Raw genomic sequence first — 22,129 nt, 5'->3', positions numbered from 1 at the left:
CTCCTTTCTTTAGTATTCTACGTCGTTTCCGAGGATCTTGAACTGAGCAAAGCTGACAATGGCAATCATCACTGCCAAGAAGACACCGATGGTATTTGCATAGCCGTACTCTGTCAATTGGAAGGCTTTTTCGTAAAGGTAGTACATAAGTGTACTTGTTGAGTAGTTTGGACCACCAGATGTCAAGAGCTGAATCAAGGCGAAACATTGGAATGAGTTGATGGTTGTAATAATCGCGATGTAAAGAGTTGTTGGAAGAAGGCTAGGCCATTTGATCTTCCAGAAGACTTGGAACTCAGTCGCACCGTCAACACGCGCTGCTTCAACTAGTGAGTTATCAATATTTCCCATGGCAGCGATATAAAGGATAATCGGTTGACCGACAGATGTTGTCAAAAGGATGATCATAATCGCTAGCAAAGCCCAGTTTTTATCACCCAACCAAGAAATGTTTTGGCTGATGATGTGGCTTGACTTAAGGACAAAGTTTAGAATCCCTGACAGAGGGTCATAGATCCATTTCCATACAACCGTTACGGCAACACTACCTGTAACTACAGGAAGGAAGAAGACAAAACGATAGAAAGATCGAGCAATAGCATTTTGATGATAAGTTTGAGATGCTACAAAGAGAGAGAAAAGTACAACAATCGGAACTGATCCAATAACCAGAATAACGGTATTAATCAAAGACTTGGTAAAGACAGGGTCTTTAAACATGCGAATGTAGTTATCCAAGCCAACAAACTCAAAGCTGGTCATGGAGTAGTTAAAGAAACTTGTAATGAATCCCATAATCATAGGAGCCAAGACAAAGATTACAAAGAAGAACAATACTGGTGCTAGGAAAGCGTAGGAAATCACTGTTTCCCGCATACGAATTTTATTGACTTTCACAGTCGGCACCTCTCTTTCAAATAGAATAGTTTTTTGATTTTCTTGAACTGTTTTAAAACCAAAATGAAATTTTTTAAGATTCGCTTATGTAAGAACTTCATTTTAATTTCGTGACAGTTCCTTACATTTCAAACAAAAGTCCCCCTTTTCTTACACCATAGTGCACAGGGAAAAGGGGGGAATCAATCTGACTTAGTGCTTATTGTTTTGTAGCTTTTTTGATTGTTTCGTTAGCTTTTTCAGTGAAGGCTTTCAAAGCATCCGCTGGTTTTTCGTCACCATTTGATACAGATTGCAACATTGGGAACCAAAGTGTTCTCATTTCAGCAAATCCATCGATAGTGTTGTAGTATGGTGAGTAGTATTTAGTCCAGCCACTGATTGTTTCCATACGTTTGTCATCATAAAGTTTGCCAAATGATGTACGAACTGGGAAGGCACCTGTACGAACTACGTCTTTAGGACCCCATTCTTTGTCATCTGCGATGAATTGAACGAATTTCTTAGCTGCTGCGACTTTCTTGTCGTCTTTGTTGTTAAATACTGCAAATCCGTTTACAAGGTATTCAAGAGATGGTTTACCAGAGTCTGATGGGAATGGTACTTCTACCACGTCTACCTTACTTGCTTCCAAGAGTTTAGCTTGGATACCGTTTTGAGCTGGAGCCCAAAGGATTGTGTATGAAGTTTGACCGTTTGCAAAGTTTTGGATGTCTGCTCCACCGTCAAATTGTGAACCATTGTTCAATAAACCGTCTTTGATCCAGCTAGCAGCTTTTTCAAGACCTTTGACGAATTTAGGATCGTCAGTTGTATATTTTGTTACATCTTTATCTGTTACAGAACCGCCATAAAGGTTTGCAATGAAGGCACGTGTTCCTTGGTCTCCCCCTTGACCAGAACTGAACAATGAACCTGGTGTATATCCTTTATCTTTAAGCGCTTTCAAAACTTTTTCAAAGTCATCAGTTGTCCAACCTTCTTTGACAAGGTTTGCAACTCCAGCATCTTCCAACATTTTCTTGTTCATAGCCATGTAGAATGGAGCTGAACTGATTGGATACATGTAAGCTTTGTCTCCAGCCTTACTTGCTTGTACGATGTTTTCGTTGTTGACATCTTTGACGAATTCGTCTGTGAAGAGGTCGTTCAACTCAGCCAATTTACCATTTTTACCGTATTGGATGATACGCCCTGGTGCGTCAAAGAGTACGTCTGGCGCTGTTCCTGCTTCGATGGCTGTTGTGATCTTTTCTGGACCTGACTTGAAGTCGATGGTTTCCAATTTCACTTTTACATCTGGATTTGCTTTTTCAAAAGCTTCGATGATTGATTTTTCATAAGTTCCAACACCGTCACCAGTTTTTTCTTGTGTGAAGACTGGGAATGCCCACCAAGTGATTTCTGTTTTTCCGCTATCGCTTCCTGATTTTCCAGCATCTTTACTTCCACCAGAGTTACCACAAGCAGCAAGGCCAAGAATCGCAGCACTCGCAAGTACTGTACAAGCTAGTTTTCTAAATTTCATTTGTATTCTCCTAATTGATAAGCGTGTCCATATTGGATAGTGAGTAAGCTTCTGTTTGTATACGTTTTCATTTCATCCGACGCATCGACCACTCTCCTCTGTTTTGAGATTGTATTATTTAAGACCGGCAACAAAGCGTTCCGTAATCTCTTTTGGTCTAGTAATAGCTCCACCAACAACGATACCTCGCACCCCATACTCAAGGATTTGCTTAGCTTGTTCTGGTGTATGAATTTTTCCTTCAGCGATGACATCCACACCGGCATCGCAGAGTTTTTTGATCAGTTCAAAGTCTGGACCATCTACCTTAGGACTATAAGAGGTATAACCTGATAGGGTTGTTCCAACAAAATCAATCCCTGCTTCAACTGCTGCAATTCCTTCTTCAAAAGTACTGGTATCAGCCATCAAGAGTTGATGCGGATATTTTTCTTTGACTTGTCGGATAAAGTCCTGAATTTCTAAACCGTCGTAACGTTCACGTTTGGTACAATCCAGAGCAATGACCTCAATGTCTAGTTCAGCCAGCTCATCAACTTCTTTCATAGTAGCTGTAATGAATGGCTCCTGCGGCGGATAGTCACGTTTGATAATCCCGATAATCGGGAGTTTCGTAACCTCCTTAATCTCCTTGATATCGCGAACACTGTTTGCTCGGATACCGACTGCTCCACCTTGCTCAGCCGCTTTGACTAGCAAGGGAATGACTCCTCCCGCTTCTGTATAAAGCGGTTCGTGAGGAAGTGCCTGGCAAGAGACAATGATTCCATCTTTGATTTGTTCAATCAAGGCTTCTTTGCTAATCTGTGGCATCCTCTTTCCTCCCTTTCTTGTTCTTATGGGCTTATTATATATCATTTGTTAAGCGCTTTCAATAGTTTGTAGTGGAATAGATTTCAGTTTCAAAACTATTTTATAGAACAGACTATCCTGAAAGTAGTTTCAGACATCTTAGAATTTCTTATTAGCACACCTTGAGCCGAAAGAAAAAGATAACAGACTGAAAAACCTGCTATCTCCTTCTATTTTTACAAAGTCAAATGATTAGAATTATTCTCTTACTTTTCTCTCTTTTTCCCCATTGCAAACAAGCCAAGGAAGAAAGCTGTTAATCCTAGTGAGGCAAGGAGGCTACTCTCCTTGTTACCTGTATCAGGAAGTGTCTGCTGAGCAAGAGGAGCTTTGTAAGTATAATCTTCTGCAGCAAGAGTTACAAGCGAATCAGCTCCCTTATATTCTGCAATTTCATGTACAGCTGCATCGGCTGCATTCACGCCACCTGTGTACTCAGGGAGTTCATGTACTGCAGCCTCAACAGCATTAACCCCGCCTGTAAATTCTGGCTTATCTACTTTTGGTGCTGCTTCTTCGCCTACTGTTGCCAAAGGACCTGTGTACTCTGGGACTTCATGAACTGCGGCCTCAACAGCATTAACTCCGCCTGTGTATTCTGGCTTCTCGACTGTTGGGGCTGGCTCTTTGCCGGATGTCCCTAGTGGGCCTGTGTACTCTGGTACTTCATGGGCTGCGGCTTCAACAGCATTAACCCCGCCTGTAAATTCTGGCTTTTCAACTGTTGGTGCTGGTTCTTCGCCGGATGTCCCTAGTGGGCCTGTGTACTCTGGTACTTCATGAACTGCGGCCTCTTCACCATTCACACCGCCTGTAAATTCTGGTTTTTCAACTGTTGGTGCTGGTTCCTCACCCGCTGTCCCTAGTGGGCCTGTATATTCTGGCTTCTCGACTGTCGGAGCTGCCTCTTCACCCGCTGTCCCTAGTGGGTCTGTATATTCTGGCACTTCATGAACAGCAGCTTCACTTCCGTTCATTCCATTCGAAAGCTTAGTGCCCGCTACAGAGACTGGTAAATTATGCATACTCTCAATAGCACCTTCTGCCAGACCTGTAACTTTTTGACCCATATCCTCTGAATCCACCGTAAATAGGAGGGTTTTTGTGTCATACTGGGTCATAAAGCGTGCTGTTTTACCGTTTGCCAATTGAAGGGTTGGTGCCTTGTTGACCAATACTTCCGAATCAAACTCCATAGCAAGGATGCCTGGCCATTTTTCAATCGCATATTTCACTTTTGCTTCCTTAGGAGAAATCCAATCCTTGGTCAAGAAATCCCAGTTGAATTTCTTATAGGATAAAGTATAATCGTTTTGATTGCCATCCGCATGCTCATAAAGCAAACCATATTCGCCATTTCCGAGTTCTTGGAGTGAGTTGTAAGCAAACTTACCACTTTGTATAGGATTGTGTTTCAACCATGTCAACTCACCATTCTCCTCAACACGAGCCAGGTGAACCAAACCATTGTTGCGTCCAGGACCACCAGCATTGCTGAGTAGAATGTATTCCTTTCCTTCATGCATGGTGTGAATAGCGGACATTTGAACATAAACGTCTTTTACTTGAGGATAACGTTTGATTTCCTTATCCCACGTTGCTCCCCCATCATGACTGGTCGCAACCTGAAGATCGCCAGTCAACCCACGCATAAAGAGCTTGAGGTCCCCATTATTCAACTGAACAACAGTTGACTCCGTATTTTGGGCACCTGGATTATTCATGGTAGAAGAGTGAATGGTTTGGTTGCCTACTGGGCGGTTATCATTAACTGCTTCCCCTGCTTGCCATGTTTCTCCATGATCATCTGAGTAAATTACACGAGATGATTGAGAACCACTTAGGTAGGAAACGTTGTTTGTTGTATAAACTGGAATCACCAGTCTTCCCTTATGAGGTCCTGTACGCAAGGCAATCCCAGTACCAGGTCCAGTTCCTAGGAAGTGCATCCAATCTTTCCGAATCCCATGAGTAATATCTTTTGGTGCAGACCAAGTCTTCCCATCGTCATCACTGTAGGACATCCATAGGTAGTTGGTATTGGAAACTCTAAAAATATTCTTCTCGCTATACTCAAAATAAATATTTCCGACTAGCTCATTCCCTTTATACAAATCCCCCTTATCGCTGTAGGCTGGTTTTTTAGGGTCAACGACAACACGATAATCTGTCTTTCTATTTTGAGGGTCGAAAACCTCTCCGTTTTCTCGAATCGTATAGCGACCTGATTCTCCTTGCTTATATAAAACTTGATAAACTTTATCTCCCACTTGTTCATAAGCTTTCGGAGCTTGCCCCGGCAATGAAAATACTGCCTTACTCTCAAGGAACATGTCATAAATTGCAAAAATTCTCTTTGTTTCAGGGTCTTGTACCAAGGCCATATCAATATTGACTGGAGATGGCCAATCTGCATGTTTAGCGTGCTCATTGTCACGAGGATTTGAGATTACGATTCGGTCTCCCCATGTTTTTCCATTATCTGAGCTACGACGAACAACCATCCCAATATCTCCCCAGTCAGAATGGTGCAAACGTCTTTCATCCGTTCCAGCAATCAGCGTTCCTTTATCTGTCTTGAGAAGAGCTGGGATACGATAACTCTTGATACCATCTTTATTTGGTTGATTGTTCCTACCACCTTCAAAGACGTCTTCTTTCTCAGTGACTTTTGCTCCCTCAGGAAGTTTCTGTTCTAATTCACCTCTTTCAAATAATTGACTTCGTGTTTGAACTTCATCTGGGCTTAAAGCACGATCATAAACAGTTAGGTTTCGTACTTGTAGGTTTGATGACCAAACTGTTTTATTGCCCCGTTTGGTTGCTCCAAGTTGAGCTTGATTAACATCTGGCATATCTTTGATGAAGTTCCCAGATTTTAGACTTGTTCGAGATAAGACACCGTTCACATAGAGACGAACTCGACCATGAGGTAACTCTGCTGTCGGTTGTTCGACAGTAAAAGTCACGGAATTCCATTGTCCTGGGCGAACTTTCAAAGGAGCATCTGTATACTTATCATAGAACTGTTCCCCGTTAGCGCCACGCCCTTCAATAAGAGCTGTATTATCAAGGACGGACATAGTAAAGTACTCATTTTCCTTGGTGTCACTGGATACAGAGAAGAGATTGTAAAAGCGTGGAGCTGATGCATCTGGTTTGAACTCCATGTGAACTGTAGCATTTTGAAGTTTCTTTAGTTTATCTAGTTCACTTGATAAATCAACTCTCTGACCATTTGCTGCATTGGTTTCAAAATCTTCTTTTTCAAGGACAGGATTAGCATTTTTTAAATCTCTTGAGTAATAGTCACGAGGAATAGCCCCCTGATCCTCTGATTCCTCTTCCTTATTTGCTTCTTCTGCAGGGGTTTCCGTAGAGGATGGGGTTTCTGACTCTGCACTCTCATTTTTTTTCAAATGATCTTGGTCCACCTCAACGCCGTTGTCTTGAGCTGCTGCCAATTTACCAGCCAAATCCTTATCCAAATGAGCAAGATCTCCCGAGGACACTTTTTTTGGCAATTCTGATAAACCTTGACCAGGTTCGACAGTTTCTGTATTGGCCCCTGCTGAATTGGCTTGTTCTTGAGCTAATACTGGATTTGCTCCAAATACTACTGTACCAATCACTACAGATGCCGCCCCAACCGCAAATTTCCGAATTCCGTATCGCTGTTTCCGATCTAAAGATTTGTAATTCATGTTTGTCCTTTCGTTTTTTATAAAATAAAGCGCTTTCTTTTTTTTCTTAAAATTTTTAATTCCTCCAACTAAACAAGTAAAAAGAAAGTAACCGACTGAATGAGACCTCCCATTCTTCAAACGTCCACTGCTCTTACTCTTTGACCAAACAGCGGAAAGTTCCCTCCTTTCGCATAATGTCTTTCCCTTATTATACAATAAACTCTGAACTTTATAGCTAAATGATATAGAATAGATTCCACTTTTAAAACTATTTTAATGTTTCAAGTTTCCTGAAAGTACTTTTCGATTTTGGAAAACAAAAAGGGAGCTCAAGGCTCTCTTAAACTTATTTTTTTACATAGGAGAAAGGAATCTCACTACCACAGAGCCAGTTGTATACTTGGTCATTGACAAAGACATTCATGGCTTCGTGGGCATACTCAGGCATGATTCGATAGGTCTTGTCGCAGGTCAGACGGTTGTATATCGCAAACTGGGTAATGGGATAGCAAACATCGTCGTCCAAGCCCGTAATCATCTTGACCTCACCTTTAATACGATGGGCAAGATTTTTCACATCGATATAGGCAAGAGTCGCCATGATTTCCTCCTCTGTTTCATGGAAGGGATCGTGAAACTTGAAATATCGGAAAAGTTCATCATAGGCTTCACTGGTATTGCCAATCTCAAGCACTCGCCTAAAGTCAGACAAGAAGGGATAGATGGCAACTGTTTGCTGAATCCGAGGATTGAGCGCTGCTGCAACCAGAGCTAAGGCCCCTCCTTGTGAGGCACCATAGCTAGAAAGTCTTTCCTCATCTACCTGAGGCAGACTGGCAACAATTTCAACCAACTGGTAAATATCCAGATAAACATCCTTATAAAAGAGATGCTCACGACCTTCCACAGCACCACGGATGATATGTCCCTTCACCGTATTTCCTAGTGGAGAACGCAAACCGTCTTGCGAATAGCCCGACTGGCCTCGAACGTCCATGGAAACAACACCGTAACCAGCCACAGTATAGGCCAGCATGTCGGCCCAGTCCCAACCACGTCCCATATAGCCGTGAAAATGGAAAATTAGGGGAACTTTCTCATCACTCTTTGGAAGGACGATGCGTGCATAGACCTTGCCTTCATTAGTTCCCTCAAAAGTGAGCTCATAGCACTTGACTTGGGGAATATGGAAATCTCTTTCCTCCAACTGGTAGGCTGGAATAGGGGAAACTTTTTTTATTTCCTCATCCCAGAAAGCATCAAAGTCTTCTGGAACCTCATCCCGTCCTTTATAAGTCTTAATTTCTTCTAACAAAGCTGGATTTTTCATAGCATGCTCCTTTAGTTTTGTAATCGCTATCACAACTGTAGCATATCTAGGAAAGCAATGCAAGAAAGAATGCTAAATAGAAAGTGATTTTAGATTCTCTTTCCTCAAACCTATCGTCTGAAAGTAGTTTTAAAAATAAAGAGAGCGTTTCCGCTCTCTGTGTATCAATAGGTGCTAGCTCCTTTCTCTAGTTTGACGGTTTGGAATTTCTTTTGGTAGGTTACTTTAATAGTCATGTGAGAGTCCTCGTTTCTTTTTGATGACTCTAGTATAAACCCCAAACCTAAAAGCTAGCTTAAGTTTTTCTTAGAGAAAGCTTATACTCAATGAAAATCAAAGAGCAAACTAGGAAACTAGCCGCAGGCTGTACTTGAGTACGGCAAGGCGACGTTGACGTGGTTTGAATTTGATTTTCGAAGAGTATTAATCCAGATGTTCTCTCTTCTCTAGGTGTAGAGCAATCATGCGCCATTCTGGATCCTCTTGCCAACCTTCTATCGAACTAATGTAGCTGGCAACCTTTCTGGCCTCTTCTAAAATCGGAAAATCTTCGATAATATCAGCCACTTGAAACTCTGGAAGTCCTGACTGTCTGGTTCCAAAAATCTCTCCAGAACCACGCATTTTCAAATCTTCCTCCGCAAGGATAAAACCATTAGTCGTTTCTGTCATGATGCGCATGCGGTCTTTCCCAGAATCCGTCTTGGGATTGGCAACGAGAACAGCATAGGACTGCTTGTCACCCCGACCAACACGACCTCTGAGCTGGTGAAGCTGGCTGAGACCGAAGCGATCAGCATCCATGATAATCATGACGGTCGCATTGGGGACATTAACCCCAACCTCGATAACAGTTGTAGATACTAGAATATCTGTTTTTCTCTCTTTGAAATCCTGCATGATCTGGTCTTTTTCGTCACTCTTCATCTTACCATGTAGAAGAGCCACCTCTGCCTTGCCTGCAAAATGAGCCGTCAATTCCTCAGATAAGGCAATGGCATTTTTCAGATCCAGAGCTTCTGATTCTTCAATCAAGGGAGAGATGACGTAGGCTTGCGAACCTTTTTGAATTTCTCCCTCTAACCAAGTCAAGACCTGAGGCAGCTGCTCATGCTTAATCCAACGAGTCACAATAGGCTTCCGCCCTGCTGGCATCTGGTCGATAATGGAAACATCCATATCCCCAAAGGCCGTGATAGCCAGCGTCCGGGGAATGGGTGTCGCCGTCATCATGAGAACGTCAGGATTGTCGCCTTTTTCTCTCAGAATACGCCTTTGCCCCACACCAAAACGGTGCTGCTCATCAATGATAATCAAGCCAAGACGAGCATAATCCACTCCATCCTGAATCAGAGCATGAGTCCCGATAATAAAGTCAGCCTCACCCTTGGCAATGGTCTCCAAGACTTCTCTTTTTTCTGTAGCTTTCAAGGAACCCGTCAAAAGAGCGAGTTTCAAGTCCGGAAAAAGACTCTTCAAACTCTCAAAATGCTGCTCTGCTAGAATCTCTGTTGGCACCATGAGGGCCGCCTGGTAGCCAGCCGTCACCGCCGCAAACATGGCCAAACCCGCAACCACCGTCTTTCCACTCCCCACATCCCCTTGTAAGAGACGATTCATGTGGTGGTCGGACTTCATGTCAGCCAAAATTTCCCGCAAACTCTTTTCCTGAGCTGGGGTCAGAGAAAAAGGCAGATTTTCTTTAGCAGCTGTCACCTTTTCCTTAGACCAATTCAGAACCAGACCACTTCCCTGAACTCTATTTTCAGACTTGAGGGTCTGTAGCTGCATTTGAAAGTAGAAAAGTTCTTCAAACTTGATACGGCGAAGGGTCTGCTTGTATTCTGCTAAATCCTTGGGAAAATGCATGGCACGGACAGCCTGACAACGGGACATGAGTTTGTATTTATCAAGTAAAGACTGGGGAAGATTTTCCTCAATCAAGAGGTCCAACCCCTGATCAAAGGCTGTCTTAATGACCTTGACCAGACTGGCCTGACTGATTCCCTGAGCCAGACGATAGACCGGCTGGAGGTCATCTTCCACTTGAGCTAGAACCTTCATCCCAGTCAAACTGGCCTTGGCACGGTCCCATTTTCCAAAGACAGCAAGAGTTGCACCCAACTCTATCTTATCAGCCAGATAGGGCTGGTTAAAGAAATTCACCGCAAAAACGACTTCTCCCTGCTTGAGGCTAAAGCGCAGACGATTGCGCTTGAAACCATAATACTGGACACTAGCGGGGGTCACGACTTGACCAGACAGAACAGCCTTTTCACCGTCCTCCAGCTCCATCACTTGCTTAGTTTTGAAATCTTCATAACGGAAAGGAAAGTAGAGCAAGAGGTCTTGCAAGTTTTCAATTCCTAGTTTGGCGTACTTCTCTGCTGACTTTGGTCCCACACCAGGCAAGACATGCAAGGGTTGATGTAGGTTCATGCTCCACTCCTTTCTTTTTAATAATATTCTCTCGGAATGCGGTCGCTGAGGAGGCAAACCACCTCATAGTTAATGGTTCCACGGTAGGTCGCTACCTGAGTTGCTGTGATTTCCTTGTCACCGTTTGTGCCGATCAGGGTTACTTTTGTTCCTAGCGGGTAAACCTTAGGCAGACGAATGGTAATTTGGTCCATAGATACTCGTCCGACGATTGGGCAAGCTTGGCCATCTACCAAGACGGAGAAATTCTGCATGTCTCGTGTCCAACCATCCGCATAGCCGATTGGCACCGTCGCAATGACTTGCTCGTTATCCGCCTGATAGGTGGCTCCATAGCCCATACGAGCTCCAGCTGGAACTGTCTTGACATGAACTAGAGCAGACTCCAAACTCAAGGCTGGTGTCAAGGCATAAGGTAAGTCTAAGACATCTCCGCTAGGATTGAGACCATACATGGCATCTCCCATACGGACTGCATTGAAAATAGTCTCTGCGTGCCAGAGGGTCGTTGCCGAGTTGCTGGCATGAACCAGCTCTGGGACTTCCTTCATACTTGCCAAAATAGCTTTAAATCGTTCTAACTGCTGATTAAAGTAGGTATCTGATTCCTCATCTGCAGTCGCAAAGTGGGTAAAAATTCCTTCAACGCGAGCGCCATGTTGCTTGAGCAAGTCTTGAGCCAGATCAGCTTCACTGGCATCTCTAAAACCAATCCGTCCCATTCCTGAGTCAATCTTGAGTTGGACAGTCAAGCCAGTTAAATCTGCTTCCTTGTCTAACAGCGCTTGAATCCACTCCAATCCTGACACTGTCAAGGTGATATCGTATTCTTTAGCAAGAGCAACAGCTTCTAGCTCAGAAACTCCTAAGATGAGAATTTTCTTGTTTATACCTGCTTGACGCAACTCGATAGCTTCATCGATATTGGAAACGCAAAATCCATCGACATCATCTTGGATAGCTGTGGCAACAGCTACTGCCCCATGCCCGTAGGCATTGGCCTTGACCACTGCCCACTTGAGCGTTCCTTCAGGGATATGAGCCCCCATTTGCTGAATGTTTTGTCGAATGGCTCCCAGATATATCAGAGCCTTGGTTGGTCTATGTGGACTAGCTTTCATGATTTTCCTCCAAAATGACACTTGCTGTCACAAACTGATCTGTGTGGCTGATCGATAGCCAAATCTTTCCTAAAAATGGCGCCTGACTAAAATAGGGAGCCCCGCGTTCATTGTTCAAAATTTCCAAATCCTGAAAGGTCAGTTTTCCAATACCAGTTCCCATAGCCTTGGAAAAGGCCTCCTTAGCCGACCAGCGACCAGCCAAGTATTCGATTTGTCTGCGCCCTTTGAGACTGGCAAAACGCTCCATTTCTTTAGGGGTCAGCACGCGCTTGGCAAAGCCCTCACGTCGTGTAACTGCGTTTTCTATCGAAGCCAATTCTTCGATGTCAATTCCGTGTCCAACTATCATACTCACAAAAGGAGTTGAGATTCCCCCAACTCCATCCTTTTCACTTATTTTGTTAAGGTAGTATAAATTTCTTCTACCAAAGCTACTGTATTTTCCCAACCTAGACAAGGGTCAGTTATGGAGCAACCAAAGATCTCTGGTTGATTTTGGCGGCCATCTGCTAGGTAAGATTCAATCATAAAGCCTCGAACCGTCTTTTTAATCTTTTCATTCCAATCACGATTCAGCAAGGCTTGGCGAACAATGCGGATTTGTTCCATATACTGCTTGCCTGAATTGTCATGATTGGTATCGATGATAATGAAGGGATTTTCAAGTCCCATAGTCTCATAGCGATTGATGGCATTTAAGAGGGTTTCATAGTAGAAGTTGGGTTCATTTTTTCCATATTCATTCATGGCACCACGAAGGATAACGTGGGCCAAGGGATTTCCTGAAGTTTCTACTTCTTGGCCATGATAAAGGAAGGTTTGCTTGTTTTGAGCCGCATAGATAGCATTAAACATAACTCCAAGATTCCCAGATGTCGGATTTTTCATCCCAACCGGAGCATCAATCCCAGAGGCTACAAAGCGGTGTTCCTGGTCTTCCACTGAACGAGCTCCTACAGCGTGGTAGCTGACTAGATCATCGACCAAAACGAGATTTGACGGATAGAGCATCTCATCAGCCGTCGTCAAGCCCGTTTCAGTAATCACACGGTAGTGAAGCTGACGAACAGCCTGTAAACCATTGATGAGACTAGGCGCTTCGCTGGTATTTGGTTGATGAATCATGCCCTTATAGCCATCTCCATTAGTACGAGGTTTAGCCGTATAGACACGCATCACTATAAAGATTTTATCCGCAACTTTTTTCTGCAAGTCTGCTAAGCGATGAGCATATTCCAACACAGCTTCTTCATTGTCTGAAGAGCACGGCCCCATCACCAAAAGAATTCGGTCGTCCTCACCTGAGATAATGGCTGCCAACTCTCGATCACGGGCTTCTTTTTTTCGCAAGGCTTCACCTGACAACTGAGTCGCAGCCTTGATTGCTTCAATATCTATTTCTTGACCTTTTTCGATAAATGCCATCTTATTCTCCTAGTGTTTGGTAGATTTCGCGAACAAGTGCTTCTGTGTTATCCCATCCTAGACATGGATCTGTAATGGACTTACCAAAAACTTCTGGCTCATTTTGACGTCCATCTTCTAGATAGGACTCAATCATAAAACCACGAACATATTTCTTGATTTTCTCATTCCAGTCACGGTTGATCAAGGTCTGGCGAACGATACGGATTTGCTCCATGTACTGTTTGCCAGAATTGTCATGATTGGTATCGATGATGATAAAGGGATTTTCCAAGCCCATCTTTTCATACTGGGCAATGGTATCCATCAAATTGTCATAGTAGTAGTTGGGAATATTTTTCCCATATTCATTCAAGGCACCACGAAGAATGGCGTGGGACAATGGATTCCCAGTCGTTTCCACCTCTTTGCCGAGGAAGAGGAAACTCTGTTTATTTTGCGCTGCGTAAATCCCGTTAAACATGACATTGAGATTTCCAGATGTTGGATTTTTAAATCCTGTTGAAAAGTCTGCTCCGCTCGCTACAAAACGGTGCTGTTGATCCTCTACAGAACGAGCTCCAACAGCCATATAAGAAATCAAATCATCCACCAGCGGAAGATTTTCAGGATAAAGCATCTCATCAGCTGTTGTCATACCAGTCTCGGTAATCACACGGTAGTGGAGCTGACGAACAGCCTTGATCCCATTGATCAAGCTAGGAGCTTCTGTCGCATTTGGTTGATGAATCAAGCCCTTATAGCCATCCCCATTGGTACGAGGTTTAGCTGTATAGACACGCATGACCATAAAAATACGGTCTTTGACCTCTTCTTGCAAAGCAGATAGACGCTTGGCATACTCGAGAACCGCCTCTTCATTATCAGATGAACATGGTCCAATCACCAAGAGAATACGCTGGTCTTCCCCACGAATGATGGCTTCCAATTCCTGATCACGTCGGTTTTTTCTCGCAAGAGCCGCTCCTTCTAATTTAGACAAGGCACGAACTTCTTCAATGTTAATTTTAGGACTTTTAGCTGTAAATACCATGATTCATCTCCTTATAAAGCAAACGGACACCAAGCAAAAAATGATTTTTACCAGGTATCCGCCTGTATCTTATCTCATATTATTGTCTCTTACCATGACAGTTCTTGAATTTCTTACCAGATCCACATGGACATTGGTCATTTCGTCCGATTTGGCTCAAGTCCACACCTTCCGGAAGATGAGTCTGCTGTGCTGCAATATTACGAGTCGCAGTTGTACTGATATTGTGTTCCGTTTGCGGACGTTCTTGTTCGTGGATTTGTGCTTTCATCATCAATCGGGTTACATCGAACTCAATCGATCCGATCATGTCGTTAAACATGCGGAAACCTTCTGCTTGATATTCTACAACCGGGTTGTTTTGAGCATAGCCACGAAGACCGACAGCATTTCGCAACTGGTCAAGAGCATCGATATGGTCTGTCCACTTGTTGTCTACAACACGTAGGATCAAGACCTTCTGGAATTCTTTCACTGCATCTTCATCACGAAGTTTAGCAACTTGGCTATCGTAAACCTTCAATGCACGTTGATACAGCTCATCTTTGATGGCCTGATCTGACAGATCGGCAAGATCTGAACGGCTGATTGAATCTTCTGGAAGTAAGTTGTACTTAGCAAAGTTCAAGATTGCTTCCAATTTTTCATCTTCTTTCGAACGAGCATGTGCATCCACGATACGTCCAATGGTACGACGGATCATAGCATGAATCTCAGGTGCCAAATCACGGTCGGCAGTAATGACATCATAACGTTGTGCATAGATGATTTCACGTTGTTCACGCATAACATCATCGTATTGAAGGACTTGTTTACGAGTGTCGTAGTTGTTTCCTTCGACACGTTTTTGAGCTGCTTCAACTTGACGCGTTAACATGCGAGATTCGATGGCTTCGTCAGACATATTGAGACGTTCAAAAACACCTTTCAAACGTTCTGAACCGAAACGTTTCATCAAATCATCTTCAAGAGACAAGTAGAACTGCGACTCACCTGGGTCTCCTTGACGTCCTGAACGTCCACGAAGCTGATTATCAATACGGCGACTTTCGTGACGTTCTGTACCAATGACGCAAAGTCCACCAAGCTCACGAACGCCTTCACCAAGCTTAATGTCGGTACCACGACCGGCCATATTGGTTGCGATGGTAATCGCACCACGCTGACCAGCATTCATGATGATTTGAGCTTCTCTGTAGTGGTTTTTCGCATTCAAGACTTCGTGAGGAACACCTGCTTCGACCAATTTCTTAGAAAGGAAGTCACTCGTTTCAACGGCAACAGTACCTACCAAGACTGGCTGACCCTTTTGATAACGTGCCTTCACATCTTCAACCACGGCCTTGAATTTTGCATCAAGACTAGCATAGAGAAGGTCTGAGTGGTCGATACGTTGGATTGGACGGTTAGTTGGGATTGGGATAACACGAATGTTGTAGATTTCGCGGAATTCTTCTTCTTCTGTTTTACCAGTACCTGTCATACCTGCCAATTTCTTATACATACGGAAGAGGTTTTGGTAGGTAATAGAAGCTGAAGTCTTAGTCTCGTCTTGGATTGGCACACCTTCTTTTGCTTCAATCGCTTGGTGTAAACCATCAGAGTAACGACGACCTTCCATAGTACGACCTGTAAATTGGTCGACAATCAAGATTTCCTGTTCTTCACTAACCACATAGTCGATATCGAGAATCATGATATAGTTGGCACGGAGGGCATTGTCGATAAAGTGAGTAAGAGCCACATTTTCAATATCGTAGAGATTTTCTAGTTTGAAGTAGCTTTCAGCCTTGTCAATCCCTGAATCAGACAAACCAATAGTCTTAGACTGGATGTCAATGATATAGTCATCTTTGTCCAAAGATTTGACAAAGTGATCCGCCATATGATACAGCTGACTAGTTTCTACAGCATTGGCTCCTGAAACGATCAAAGGAGTACGAGCTTCGTCGATCAAAATAGAGTCAACCTCATCGACCAAAGCATAGTTGAGCGGACGCTGTACCATGTTCTCTGCCCGAACAACCATGTTGTCACGAAGGTAGTCGAAACCAATTTCTGAGTTGGTTGAGTAGGTAATATCACAGAGATAGGCTTCTTTCTTCTCCATTGGTGACTTAGCAGCCAAATTAATTCCTACTGACAAACCAAGCCATGAGTACAATTCACCCATCTCAGTCGCATCACGTTCCGTTAGATACTCGTTGACCGTTACTACGTGAACCCCTTCACCTGCAAGGGCATTGAGGTATACAGGCATGGTCGCAGTCAAGGTTTTCCCTTCACCAGTACGCATTTCTGGCACATCTCCATGGTGGAGGACAATCCCACCCATGACCTGAACTTTATATGGGAAAAGTCCAAGAACACGCTTGGCAGCTTCACGTACTACCGCAAAAGCCTCATAGAGCAATGAATCCAGTGATTCACCCTTATTGTAACGTTCCTTAAATTCATCTGTTTTTGCTTTTAGCTGGTCATCCGTCAAGGCTGCCATCTGATCTTCATATTTGAGAACCTTGTCTGCCATCTTTTCCAGACGACGAAGTTCTCCTTTATCATTTTCGATAATCGTTTTTAAAATATTAGCCATTATTTTCCTTACTTTAGATTCTGAATATTTTAGAATGTTCTTTTAATTCTAGCACATTTGCTCTTAATTTTCAAGAAAGAATCCGCGTTTCAACAGGGAAAAGAGGCTGACTTCTAGGTCAGCCTCTTAGCTTTTTATGGACTACATTTCATACAAATATTTAATTGCCAAGCAGAGCTGGCAAAATTCCAAAAATCAGAAAGAGATTGATCCAGAAGGCCATACAAAAGATCACTCCAAAGAGGAAGAGACTGATCTTTTTAATCAGTATGGAGTATAGAATGGATAAAACACCAAAGACCACGAAGAGTTTTTTCATAATGAAGAAATAAACCGAAACTCCTCCTATTTGCCAATCCCATGGAAGACAAAAGACCAGCAGCCATAGCAAACAAATCGTAAGAATGTAGGTTTTGTAGTGTCGATCAATGAACTGCTTTATTTTGAACATCGGAACCTCCTCTAAACTTTAGCTATTGATGGATGTCCTCGTTTTTTCTCCTGTTTCAGCTTGAACATTCTCTTTAGACAGGCATATATTTTCCAGTCATTCACAAGAGACAAAAAAACTAAAAGAAACCATATCCCCCAAATTATTAAATCAGCAGGATTTTTCAAGACAATATTGAAAATTAAGAATGAAAAAATTGTAAAAGCTATACTGAACAAAGCCCACAAGGGAAGATAAATCCAGTAAGAGTAATAGAAAAACGCGAAATATTTACTATCTTTGTCCGCCTTCTCAATCCAATGAAAAAAGTAAAAGTAGGGTGATAAAACCACTAGTTGCAGAAGCCTTTCTAGCATAGCTTTCTCCAAGATTTATTTTTATTTTATTATACCAAAAAAACCTGAAAAAGACTTTCCAGGCTTGAGTTTGAAATCACTAGTCATACTAGAGAAATCCCTCTATTCATAGTCTGACTCACTTTATTGACTTGATGAAGATGTTCCAAAATCGACCTTAGGAACTATCTTGGCTTCTTCTGTTTCTTTGAAGGTTTCAGCTTCTTTAAAGTTCATCATATTCGCAAAAAGCACGGTTGGAAAACTTCTCAACTTTTGATTGTACTCGGCTGCGACTTTATTATAATCCTTGCGTGCTACAAAGATACGATTTTCACTTCCCTCAAGTTCCACCATTAGTTGCTCAACATTTTGATTGCTCTTGAGTTCTGGATAATTCTCCGTCAAGGAAATCAAGCGGGAAAGAGCAGAGCTCAATTCTCCCTGAGCCTTTTGGTTTTCTTCCGAAGTTACTGAGCTACTACCGATTTTAGCTCTAGCATCAGCAATCTTGGTAAAGACTTCGGTTTCATGATTCATTTGTCCTTTAACAGACTCCACCAAGTTACCAATCAAGTCCGAACGACGTTGGAGGGCTGTCGATACATCGGCCTGAGCCTGCTCCACCTTAGTCTGTTCACCAACCAGACCATTATAGGTCGTCACTGCGGAACAACTTCCCAGAACTAGTAGTCCAAAGAAGATCGCCACTATTGAGAGAATTACTTTATTTTGTTTCATATTAAAACCTTAACACTTTCTTTTATCAACTTTTCTGAGAAAATACTCAGATTTTAAATCAATTTCCCAAATTTTGTTTTTATTTTTAATTAAGGAGTGAACTGTTGCAAAGGGGGTCACCTTACTGTATGGAAAAATCAGTTTGTATTCTATAAACAATCACTCACCAGTCATCAGACGAACCGCCACCATCGAAGCCACCGCCGTCCCAGCCACCAGATGAGTCGGAGCCTGAATCAGACAAAGAGGATCCTGAATCTGATGAGTCACCGCCCCACCAGCCACCGCCAAAATCATCGCCACGTGAACCGCCACCACGGCCCCCAAATATAAATCTAATAATCATCACGATGAAGTAAATGAGAACTCCAAATCCGAGGACTCCGTCATCGAAGCTACTTTTTCGATTCCGTCTCGAAGAACTCCTCTCACCAGCATACTTTTCAATTTCTCTTAAGCGACTAGAATTGGTCGCATAGTCGTAACTACTTTTAGAACTTGAAGAAGGTGTACTAGATCCACTATAGAACATATAGTTGAGATTGTTTACTATAGAGAGAACTCCATTGCTGTAGTCTCCCTTTTGAAAGTAAGGTCGTGCTGTTTTTAAAAATCTATTGGTCTGATAGTCTGTGATCTTACTGGCCACATTATTGCTTGTTTCAATCCGTGATTTTCTATCCTGGACTGCAAGAACAATCAAGGCTCCGTTATTGTCTCCCGAGTAGCCAATCTTCCAAGCTCTAGCTGTTTCGTTGGCGACTGTTTCAATTGTTTCTCCATCTAGGCTTTTCACAACGTAAACGCCCATTTGGAATTTTTCTGCTTTTTGACTATTTACCTTGTTCAATCCCCGAATCAGACGAATAGTCTCATCCGTTAAATAATGATTCGGGTCATAGATCCCGTACTCAGATTTTTCAGGTGCTGTGAATGCTGACAAGAAGAGAAAGACCATCAGCAATCCAAGCAAGCGAACCAACAAACTATGTTTAAATAATCTGCTTCTTTTCATAATAACCTCCCTGATAAAGGAAAATTGATTTAAGGAATTATAGCATTTTGATTTTTACAAAGAAAGTACATTTTCATTACAAAACTGTGACGGCAACCCTGAAATTGATGTTAATTTGGTGACAAGTCTTCCAAAACTCGACCCCAATAAGAAAAAGAAGACCTTGTGTTTTCTTTTTCTTATTGAACTTACTTTTCTATTAAGATTTTAACTGGTAATTTAAAATATCTTTTTCTAATTTTTTGATTGGGTAATACCCACTTACTTTAATTATTTCATTGTTACATCCAGCGTATCCTTGCACGATATCCACTTGCGGAATGACCACCCAGTCTCCAAGAACTTCGTGCGCGCCTTCTTTGTTTTCATCCAAAATGCACACGAAGCGGTATTCTCTCTCGTGTTGCCACTCTTTAAATTTTGCAAAGGTCGCTTTAATATAGAAGTTTAGATTCGAATAAGAAAATTGATTGCTATTGCTTCTCGTATTAGGTCGTTTATCAATATACTCCACCGCTCCGTATACACAAAGTCCATCTACCTTTAAGGAATGAATTTTATCTAACAGACTCGCATACGAATACTTGAGCGCGTAGCCTGTGTGACTATTGGCGTAATAAGACCACATTAAAATATTATCTGTAGCGTGTGTAAGGCAGAAGACTCGAAAGAAATCCATCATTGAATGGCCGTTCGCATAGTAGCAATTACAGTCAAACGGGTCGTTGAAATGCTTCGGATGACTAAACGACACATTCCCTTCCACTACCTGATAAGGATTCTTCTCAATCGTTTCCTTGGCATAGTACTTCACAAAAAATTGTCGCTCAGCTTGAATCGTTGCTTCTGCCTTTTTAAAATACGTCTCAAGATCTTCTTTAAACATCCCTTGAAACTGCTTGACTAACCTATCTGGCTCTAAAAATCCCAGTCTGATATTCTCTGCCAGCCGGTCATTAAAATCTTTCTCCGCCTTCTCTATTTCAAAGCCTTCAGGAATCCTAGTATTCCTGGTTTGAATAAACATAACCTTCTTACACTCTACCTCTACCGTTTTCCTAGTCGGTTGTTTAAAGAGCGCCACAAACACTTTCTCTTCTGTTGCCCGGTTGGCAATTAAAAAACAATTACTATCGAGATAGGACTCCACCAATTGGTATTCTTTATGCGTCTGTAAGAATGTTACCTTTGCAATCAAATAACGATATAGTTCAATGTCCTCTTTTAGAATGATTTTCAATAAAGTCACCACCTCTATAAAAATTTAAAAATTGTTTAAATACTCAATATTGTTTAGTAAAAAAGAGCAATCATATACAATTACTCTTTCATCACTGATTACTAGGACTTAATCCTTTTTATCATTTTATTTCCGTTTTCTCGCAATCAAGTGAATCGGTGTTCCCTCAAAGACAAAGGCCTTGCGGATTTGATTTTCCAAGAAACGCAAGTAAGAGAAATGCATGAGTTCTTCTTCGTTGACAAAAATGACAAAGGTTGGTGGCTTGGTTGCCACTTGGGTAGCGTAGAAAATCTTGAGGCGTTTTCCTTTGTCTGTCGGTGTTGGGTTGATAGCAATGGCATCCATGATAACATCGTTCAAGACAGCTGATGGGATACGGGTATTTTGGCTTTCACTGATTTGCTTGATCATCTCAGGCAGTTTGTGAAGACGTTGCTTGGTAAGAGCGGATACAAAGACAATCGGTGCATAAGGCAGATATTGGAACTGCTCACGGATATCCTCTTCCCATTTTTTCATGGTGTGATTATCTTTTTCAAGGGTATCCCACTTGTTGACCACGATAATCATTCCTTTACCTGCTTCGTGGGCGAAACCTGCGATACGCTTGTCATACTCACGGATGCCTTCTTCCGCATTGAGGACCATCAAGACCACGTCAGAACGGTCAATGGCACGCATGGCACGCATGACAGAGTATTTCTCCGTATTTTCATAGACTTTACCAGACTTACGCATACCAGCTGTATCAATCATGGTAAACTCTTGGCCATCCGCATCTGTAAAATGGGTATCAATAGCATCACGCGTTGTTCCAGCTACTGGACTAGCAATCACACGATCTTCTCCCAAGATAGCATTGATCAAACTTGATTTTCCAACGTTTGGACGACCAATCAAGCTAAATTTAATCACGTCTGGATTTTCTTCTTCAACTTCGTGTGGTAGATTTTCCACAATGGCATCCAGCACATCACCGGTACCAATACCGTGGACAGACGAAATTGGTAGTGGTTCCCCCAATCCTAGCGCATAGAAATCATAGATGTCATTTCGCATCTCAGGATTGTCAACCTTGTTAACGGCAAGGATAACAGGTTTATGGGTTTTATAGAGTTTGCGAGCTACGTACTCGTCCGCATCCGTGATTCCTTCTTTCCCAGACACCACAAAAACGATAACATCTGCTTCTTCCATGGCAATTTCTGCTTGGTGCTTGATTTGTTCCATGAAGGGAGCATCGACATCGTCAATTCCTCCTGTATCAATCATACTAAAGGAACGATTGAGCCACTCACCCGTTGCATAGATACGGTCACGTGTCACACCCTCGACATCTTCTACGATTGAGATCCGCTCACCAGCGATCCGATTAAATAGGGTTGATTTCCCAACATTGGGACGTCCCACAATGGCAATAGTTGGTAAGGCCATGTT

16 protein-coding genes are annotated in these 22,129 nt (G+C 42.5%); all 16 read right to left on the bottom strand.

Annotated elements, in window-relative coordinates:
- Window positions 1–9 precede the first annotated feature (9 nt).
- The 16 genes from GOM48_RS02855 to der all read right to left on the bottom strand — a co-directional run bounded on the left by GOM48_RS02855 (window position 10) and on the right by der (window position 22,126).
- The gene (locus GOM48_RS02855; RefSeq protein ID WP_001209417.1) at window positions 10–876 is read right to left on the bottom strand and encodes a carbohydrate ABC transporter permease; all 867 of its coding nucleotides are present in this window, start codon (window positions 874–876) and stop codon (window positions 10–12) included.
- A 220-nt stretch (window positions 877–1,096) separates the two neighbouring features.
- On the bottom strand, window positions 1,097–2,425 hold the full coding sequence (locus GOM48_RS02850; RefSeq protein WP_235098242.1) for an ABC transporter substrate-binding protein: 1,329 nt from the start codon (window positions 2,423–2,425) through the stop codon (window positions 1,097–1,099).
- A gap of 114 nt (window positions 2,426–2,539) precedes the next feature.
- Window positions 2,540–3,238, bottom strand: a complete 699-nt coding sequence (locus tag GOM48_RS02845) for an N-acetylmannosamine-6-phosphate 2-epimerase (RefSeq protein ID WP_001135644.1) — start codon at window positions 3,236–3,238, stop codon at window positions 2,540–2,542.
- 245 nt (window positions 3,239–3,483) lie between these two features.
- Window positions 3,484–6,981 (bottom strand): SIALI-17 repeat-containing surface protein, encoded by a 3,498-nt coding sequence (locus GOM48_RS02840; RefSeq protein WP_235098240.1) that lies wholly within the window; start codon window positions 6,979–6,981, stop codon window positions 3,484–3,486.
- A 328-nt stretch (window positions 6,982–7,309) separates the two neighbouring features.
- On the bottom strand, window positions 7,310–8,293 hold the full coding sequence (locus GOM48_RS02835; RefSeq protein WP_235098238.1) for an acetylxylan esterase: 984 nt from the start codon (window positions 8,291–8,293) through the stop codon (window positions 7,310–7,312).
- Between the two features lie 423 nt (window positions 8,294–8,716).
- Complete coding sequence (gene recG / locus GOM48_RS02830; RefSeq protein ID WP_235098236.1) at window positions 8,717–10,732, bottom strand: ATP-dependent DNA helicase RecG; 2,016 nt, start codon at window positions 10,730–10,732, stop codon at window positions 8,717–8,719.
- Between the two features lie 17 nt (window positions 10,733–10,749).
- Window positions 10,750–11,853 (bottom strand): alanine racemase, encoded by a 1,104-nt coding sequence (gene alr / locus GOM48_RS02825; protein ID WP_235098234.1) that lies wholly within the window; start codon window positions 11,851–11,853, stop codon window positions 10,750–10,752.
- The gene (acpS, locus tag GOM48_RS02820; protein ID WP_235098726.1) at window positions 11,843–12,205 is read right to left on the bottom strand and encodes a holo-ACP synthase; all 363 of its coding nucleotides are present in this window, start codon (window positions 12,203–12,205) and stop codon (window positions 11,843–11,845) included. The genes alr and acpS overlap by 11 nt, the downstream gene beginning before the upstream one ends.
- A 44-nt stretch (window positions 12,206–12,249) precedes the next feature.
- A complete protein-coding gene (locus tag GOM48_RS02815; protein ID WP_235098232.1) occupies window positions 12,250–13,281 on the bottom strand; it encodes a 3-deoxy-7-phosphoheptulonate synthase in 1,032 nt (343 codons plus the stop codon).
- A 1-nt stretch (window position 13,282) separates the two neighbouring features.
- On the bottom strand, window positions 13,283–14,314 hold the full coding sequence (locus GOM48_RS02810) for a 3-deoxy-7-phosphoheptulonate synthase (protein WP_235098229.1): 1,032 nt from the start codon (window positions 14,312–14,314) through the stop codon (window positions 13,283–13,285).
- 79 nt (window positions 14,315–14,393) lie between these two features.
- Window positions 14,394–16,907 (bottom strand): preprotein translocase subunit SecA, encoded by a 2,514-nt coding sequence (gene secA, locus GOM48_RS02805; protein ID WP_235098228.1) that lies wholly within the window; start codon window positions 16,905–16,907, stop codon window positions 14,394–14,396.
- Between the two features lie 160 nt (window positions 16,908–17,067).
- Window positions 17,068–17,358, bottom strand: coding sequence for a hypothetical protein (locus GOM48_RS02800; protein WP_235098227.1), 291 nt, complete (start codon window positions 17,356–17,358; stop codon window positions 17,068–17,070).
- Window positions 17,359–17,837: 479 nt separating this feature from the next.
- Complete coding sequence (locus GOM48_RS02790) at window positions 17,838–18,434, bottom strand: LemA family protein (RefSeq protein WP_235098223.1); 597 nt, start codon at window positions 18,432–18,434, stop codon at window positions 17,838–17,840.
- A 163-nt stretch (window positions 18,435–18,597) separates the two neighbouring features.
- Window positions 18,598–19,449 (bottom strand): TPM domain-containing protein, encoded by an 852-nt coding sequence (locus tag GOM48_RS02785; RefSeq protein ID WP_235098221.1) that lies wholly within the window; start codon window positions 19,447–19,449, stop codon window positions 18,598–18,600.
- Between the two features lie 199 nt (window positions 19,450–19,648).
- Window positions 19,649–20,698 carry a DUF2971 domain-containing protein gene (locus GOM48_RS02780; RefSeq protein WP_235098219.1) on the bottom strand — a complete coding sequence of 350 codons (1,050 nt, stop codon included), beginning with the start codon at window positions 20,696–20,698 and terminating at the stop codon, window positions 19,649–19,651.
- A gap of 117 nt (window positions 20,699–20,815) precedes the next feature.
- Entirely contained in the window at window positions 20,816–22,126 is a 1,311-nt protein-coding gene (gene der / locus GOM48_RS02775) for a ribosome biogenesis GTPase Der (RefSeq protein ID WP_001207692.1), read from the bottom strand.
- Between the last annotated feature and the right edge of the window lie 3 nt (window positions 22,127–22,129).

It is taken from the genome of Streptococcus oralis (assembly GCF_021497885.1).
Taxonomy (GTDB): Bacteria; Bacillota; Bacilli; order Lactobacillales; family Streptococcaceae; genus Streptococcus; species Streptococcus oralis_BQ.
This window is presented reverse-complemented; position numbering and strand designations above follow the sequence as displayed.

Coding starts and splice junctions, on each gene's coding strand:
- GOM48_RS02815 (WP_235098232.1), bottom strand. CDS start 13,281: ATGGCATTTATCGAAAAAGGTCAAGAAATAGATATTGAAGCAATCAAG.
- GOM48_RS02855 (WP_001209417.1), bottom strand. CDS start 876: ATGCGGGAAACAGTGATTTCCTACGCTTTCCTAGCACCAGTATTGTTC.
- der (WP_001207692.1), bottom strand. CDS start 22,126: ATGGCCTTACCAACTATTGCCATTGTGGGACGTCCCAATGTTGGGAAA.
- GOM48_RS02790 (WP_235098223.1), bottom strand. CDS start 18,434: ATGAAACAAAATAAAGTAATTCTCTCAATAGTGGCGATCTTCTTTGGA.
- GOM48_RS02835 (WP_235098238.1), bottom strand. CDS start 8,293: ATGAAAAATCCAGCTTTGTTAGAAGAAATTAAGACTTATAAAGGACGG.
- acpS (WP_235098726.1), bottom strand. CDS start 12,205: ATGATAGTTGGACACGGAATTGACATCGAAGAATTGGCTTCGATAGAA.
- GOM48_RS02785 (WP_235098221.1), bottom strand. CDS start 19,449: ATGAAAAGAAGCAGATTATTTAAACATAGTTTGTTGGTTCGCTTGCTT.
- GOM48_RS02845 (WP_001135644.1), bottom strand. CDS start 3,238: ATGCCACAGATTAGCAAAGAAGCCTTGATTGAACAAATCAAAGATGGA.
- secA (WP_235098228.1), bottom strand. CDS start 16,907: ATGGCTAATATTTTAAAAACGATTATCGAAAATGATAAAGGAGAACTT.
- GOM48_RS02840 (WP_235098240.1), bottom strand. CDS start 6,981: ATGAATTACAAATCTTTAGATCGGAAACAGCGATACGGAATTCGGAAA.
- GOM48_RS02850 (WP_235098242.1), bottom strand. CDS start 2,425: ATGAAATTTAGAAAACTAGCTTGTACAGTACTTGCGAGTGCTGCGATT.
- alr (WP_235098234.1), bottom strand. CDS start 11,853: ATGAAAGCTAGTCCACATAGACCAACCAAGGCTCTGATATATCTGGGA.
- GOM48_RS02810 (WP_235098229.1), bottom strand. CDS start 14,314: ATGGTATTTACAGCTAAAAGTCCTAAAATTAACATTGAAGAAGTTCGT.
- GOM48_RS02800 (WP_235098227.1), bottom strand. CDS start 17,358: ATGTTCAAAATAAAGCAGTTCATTGATCGACACTACAAAACCTACATT.
- recG (WP_235098236.1), bottom strand. CDS start 10,732: ATGAACCTACATCAACCCTTGCATGTCTTGCCTGGTGTGGGACCAAAG.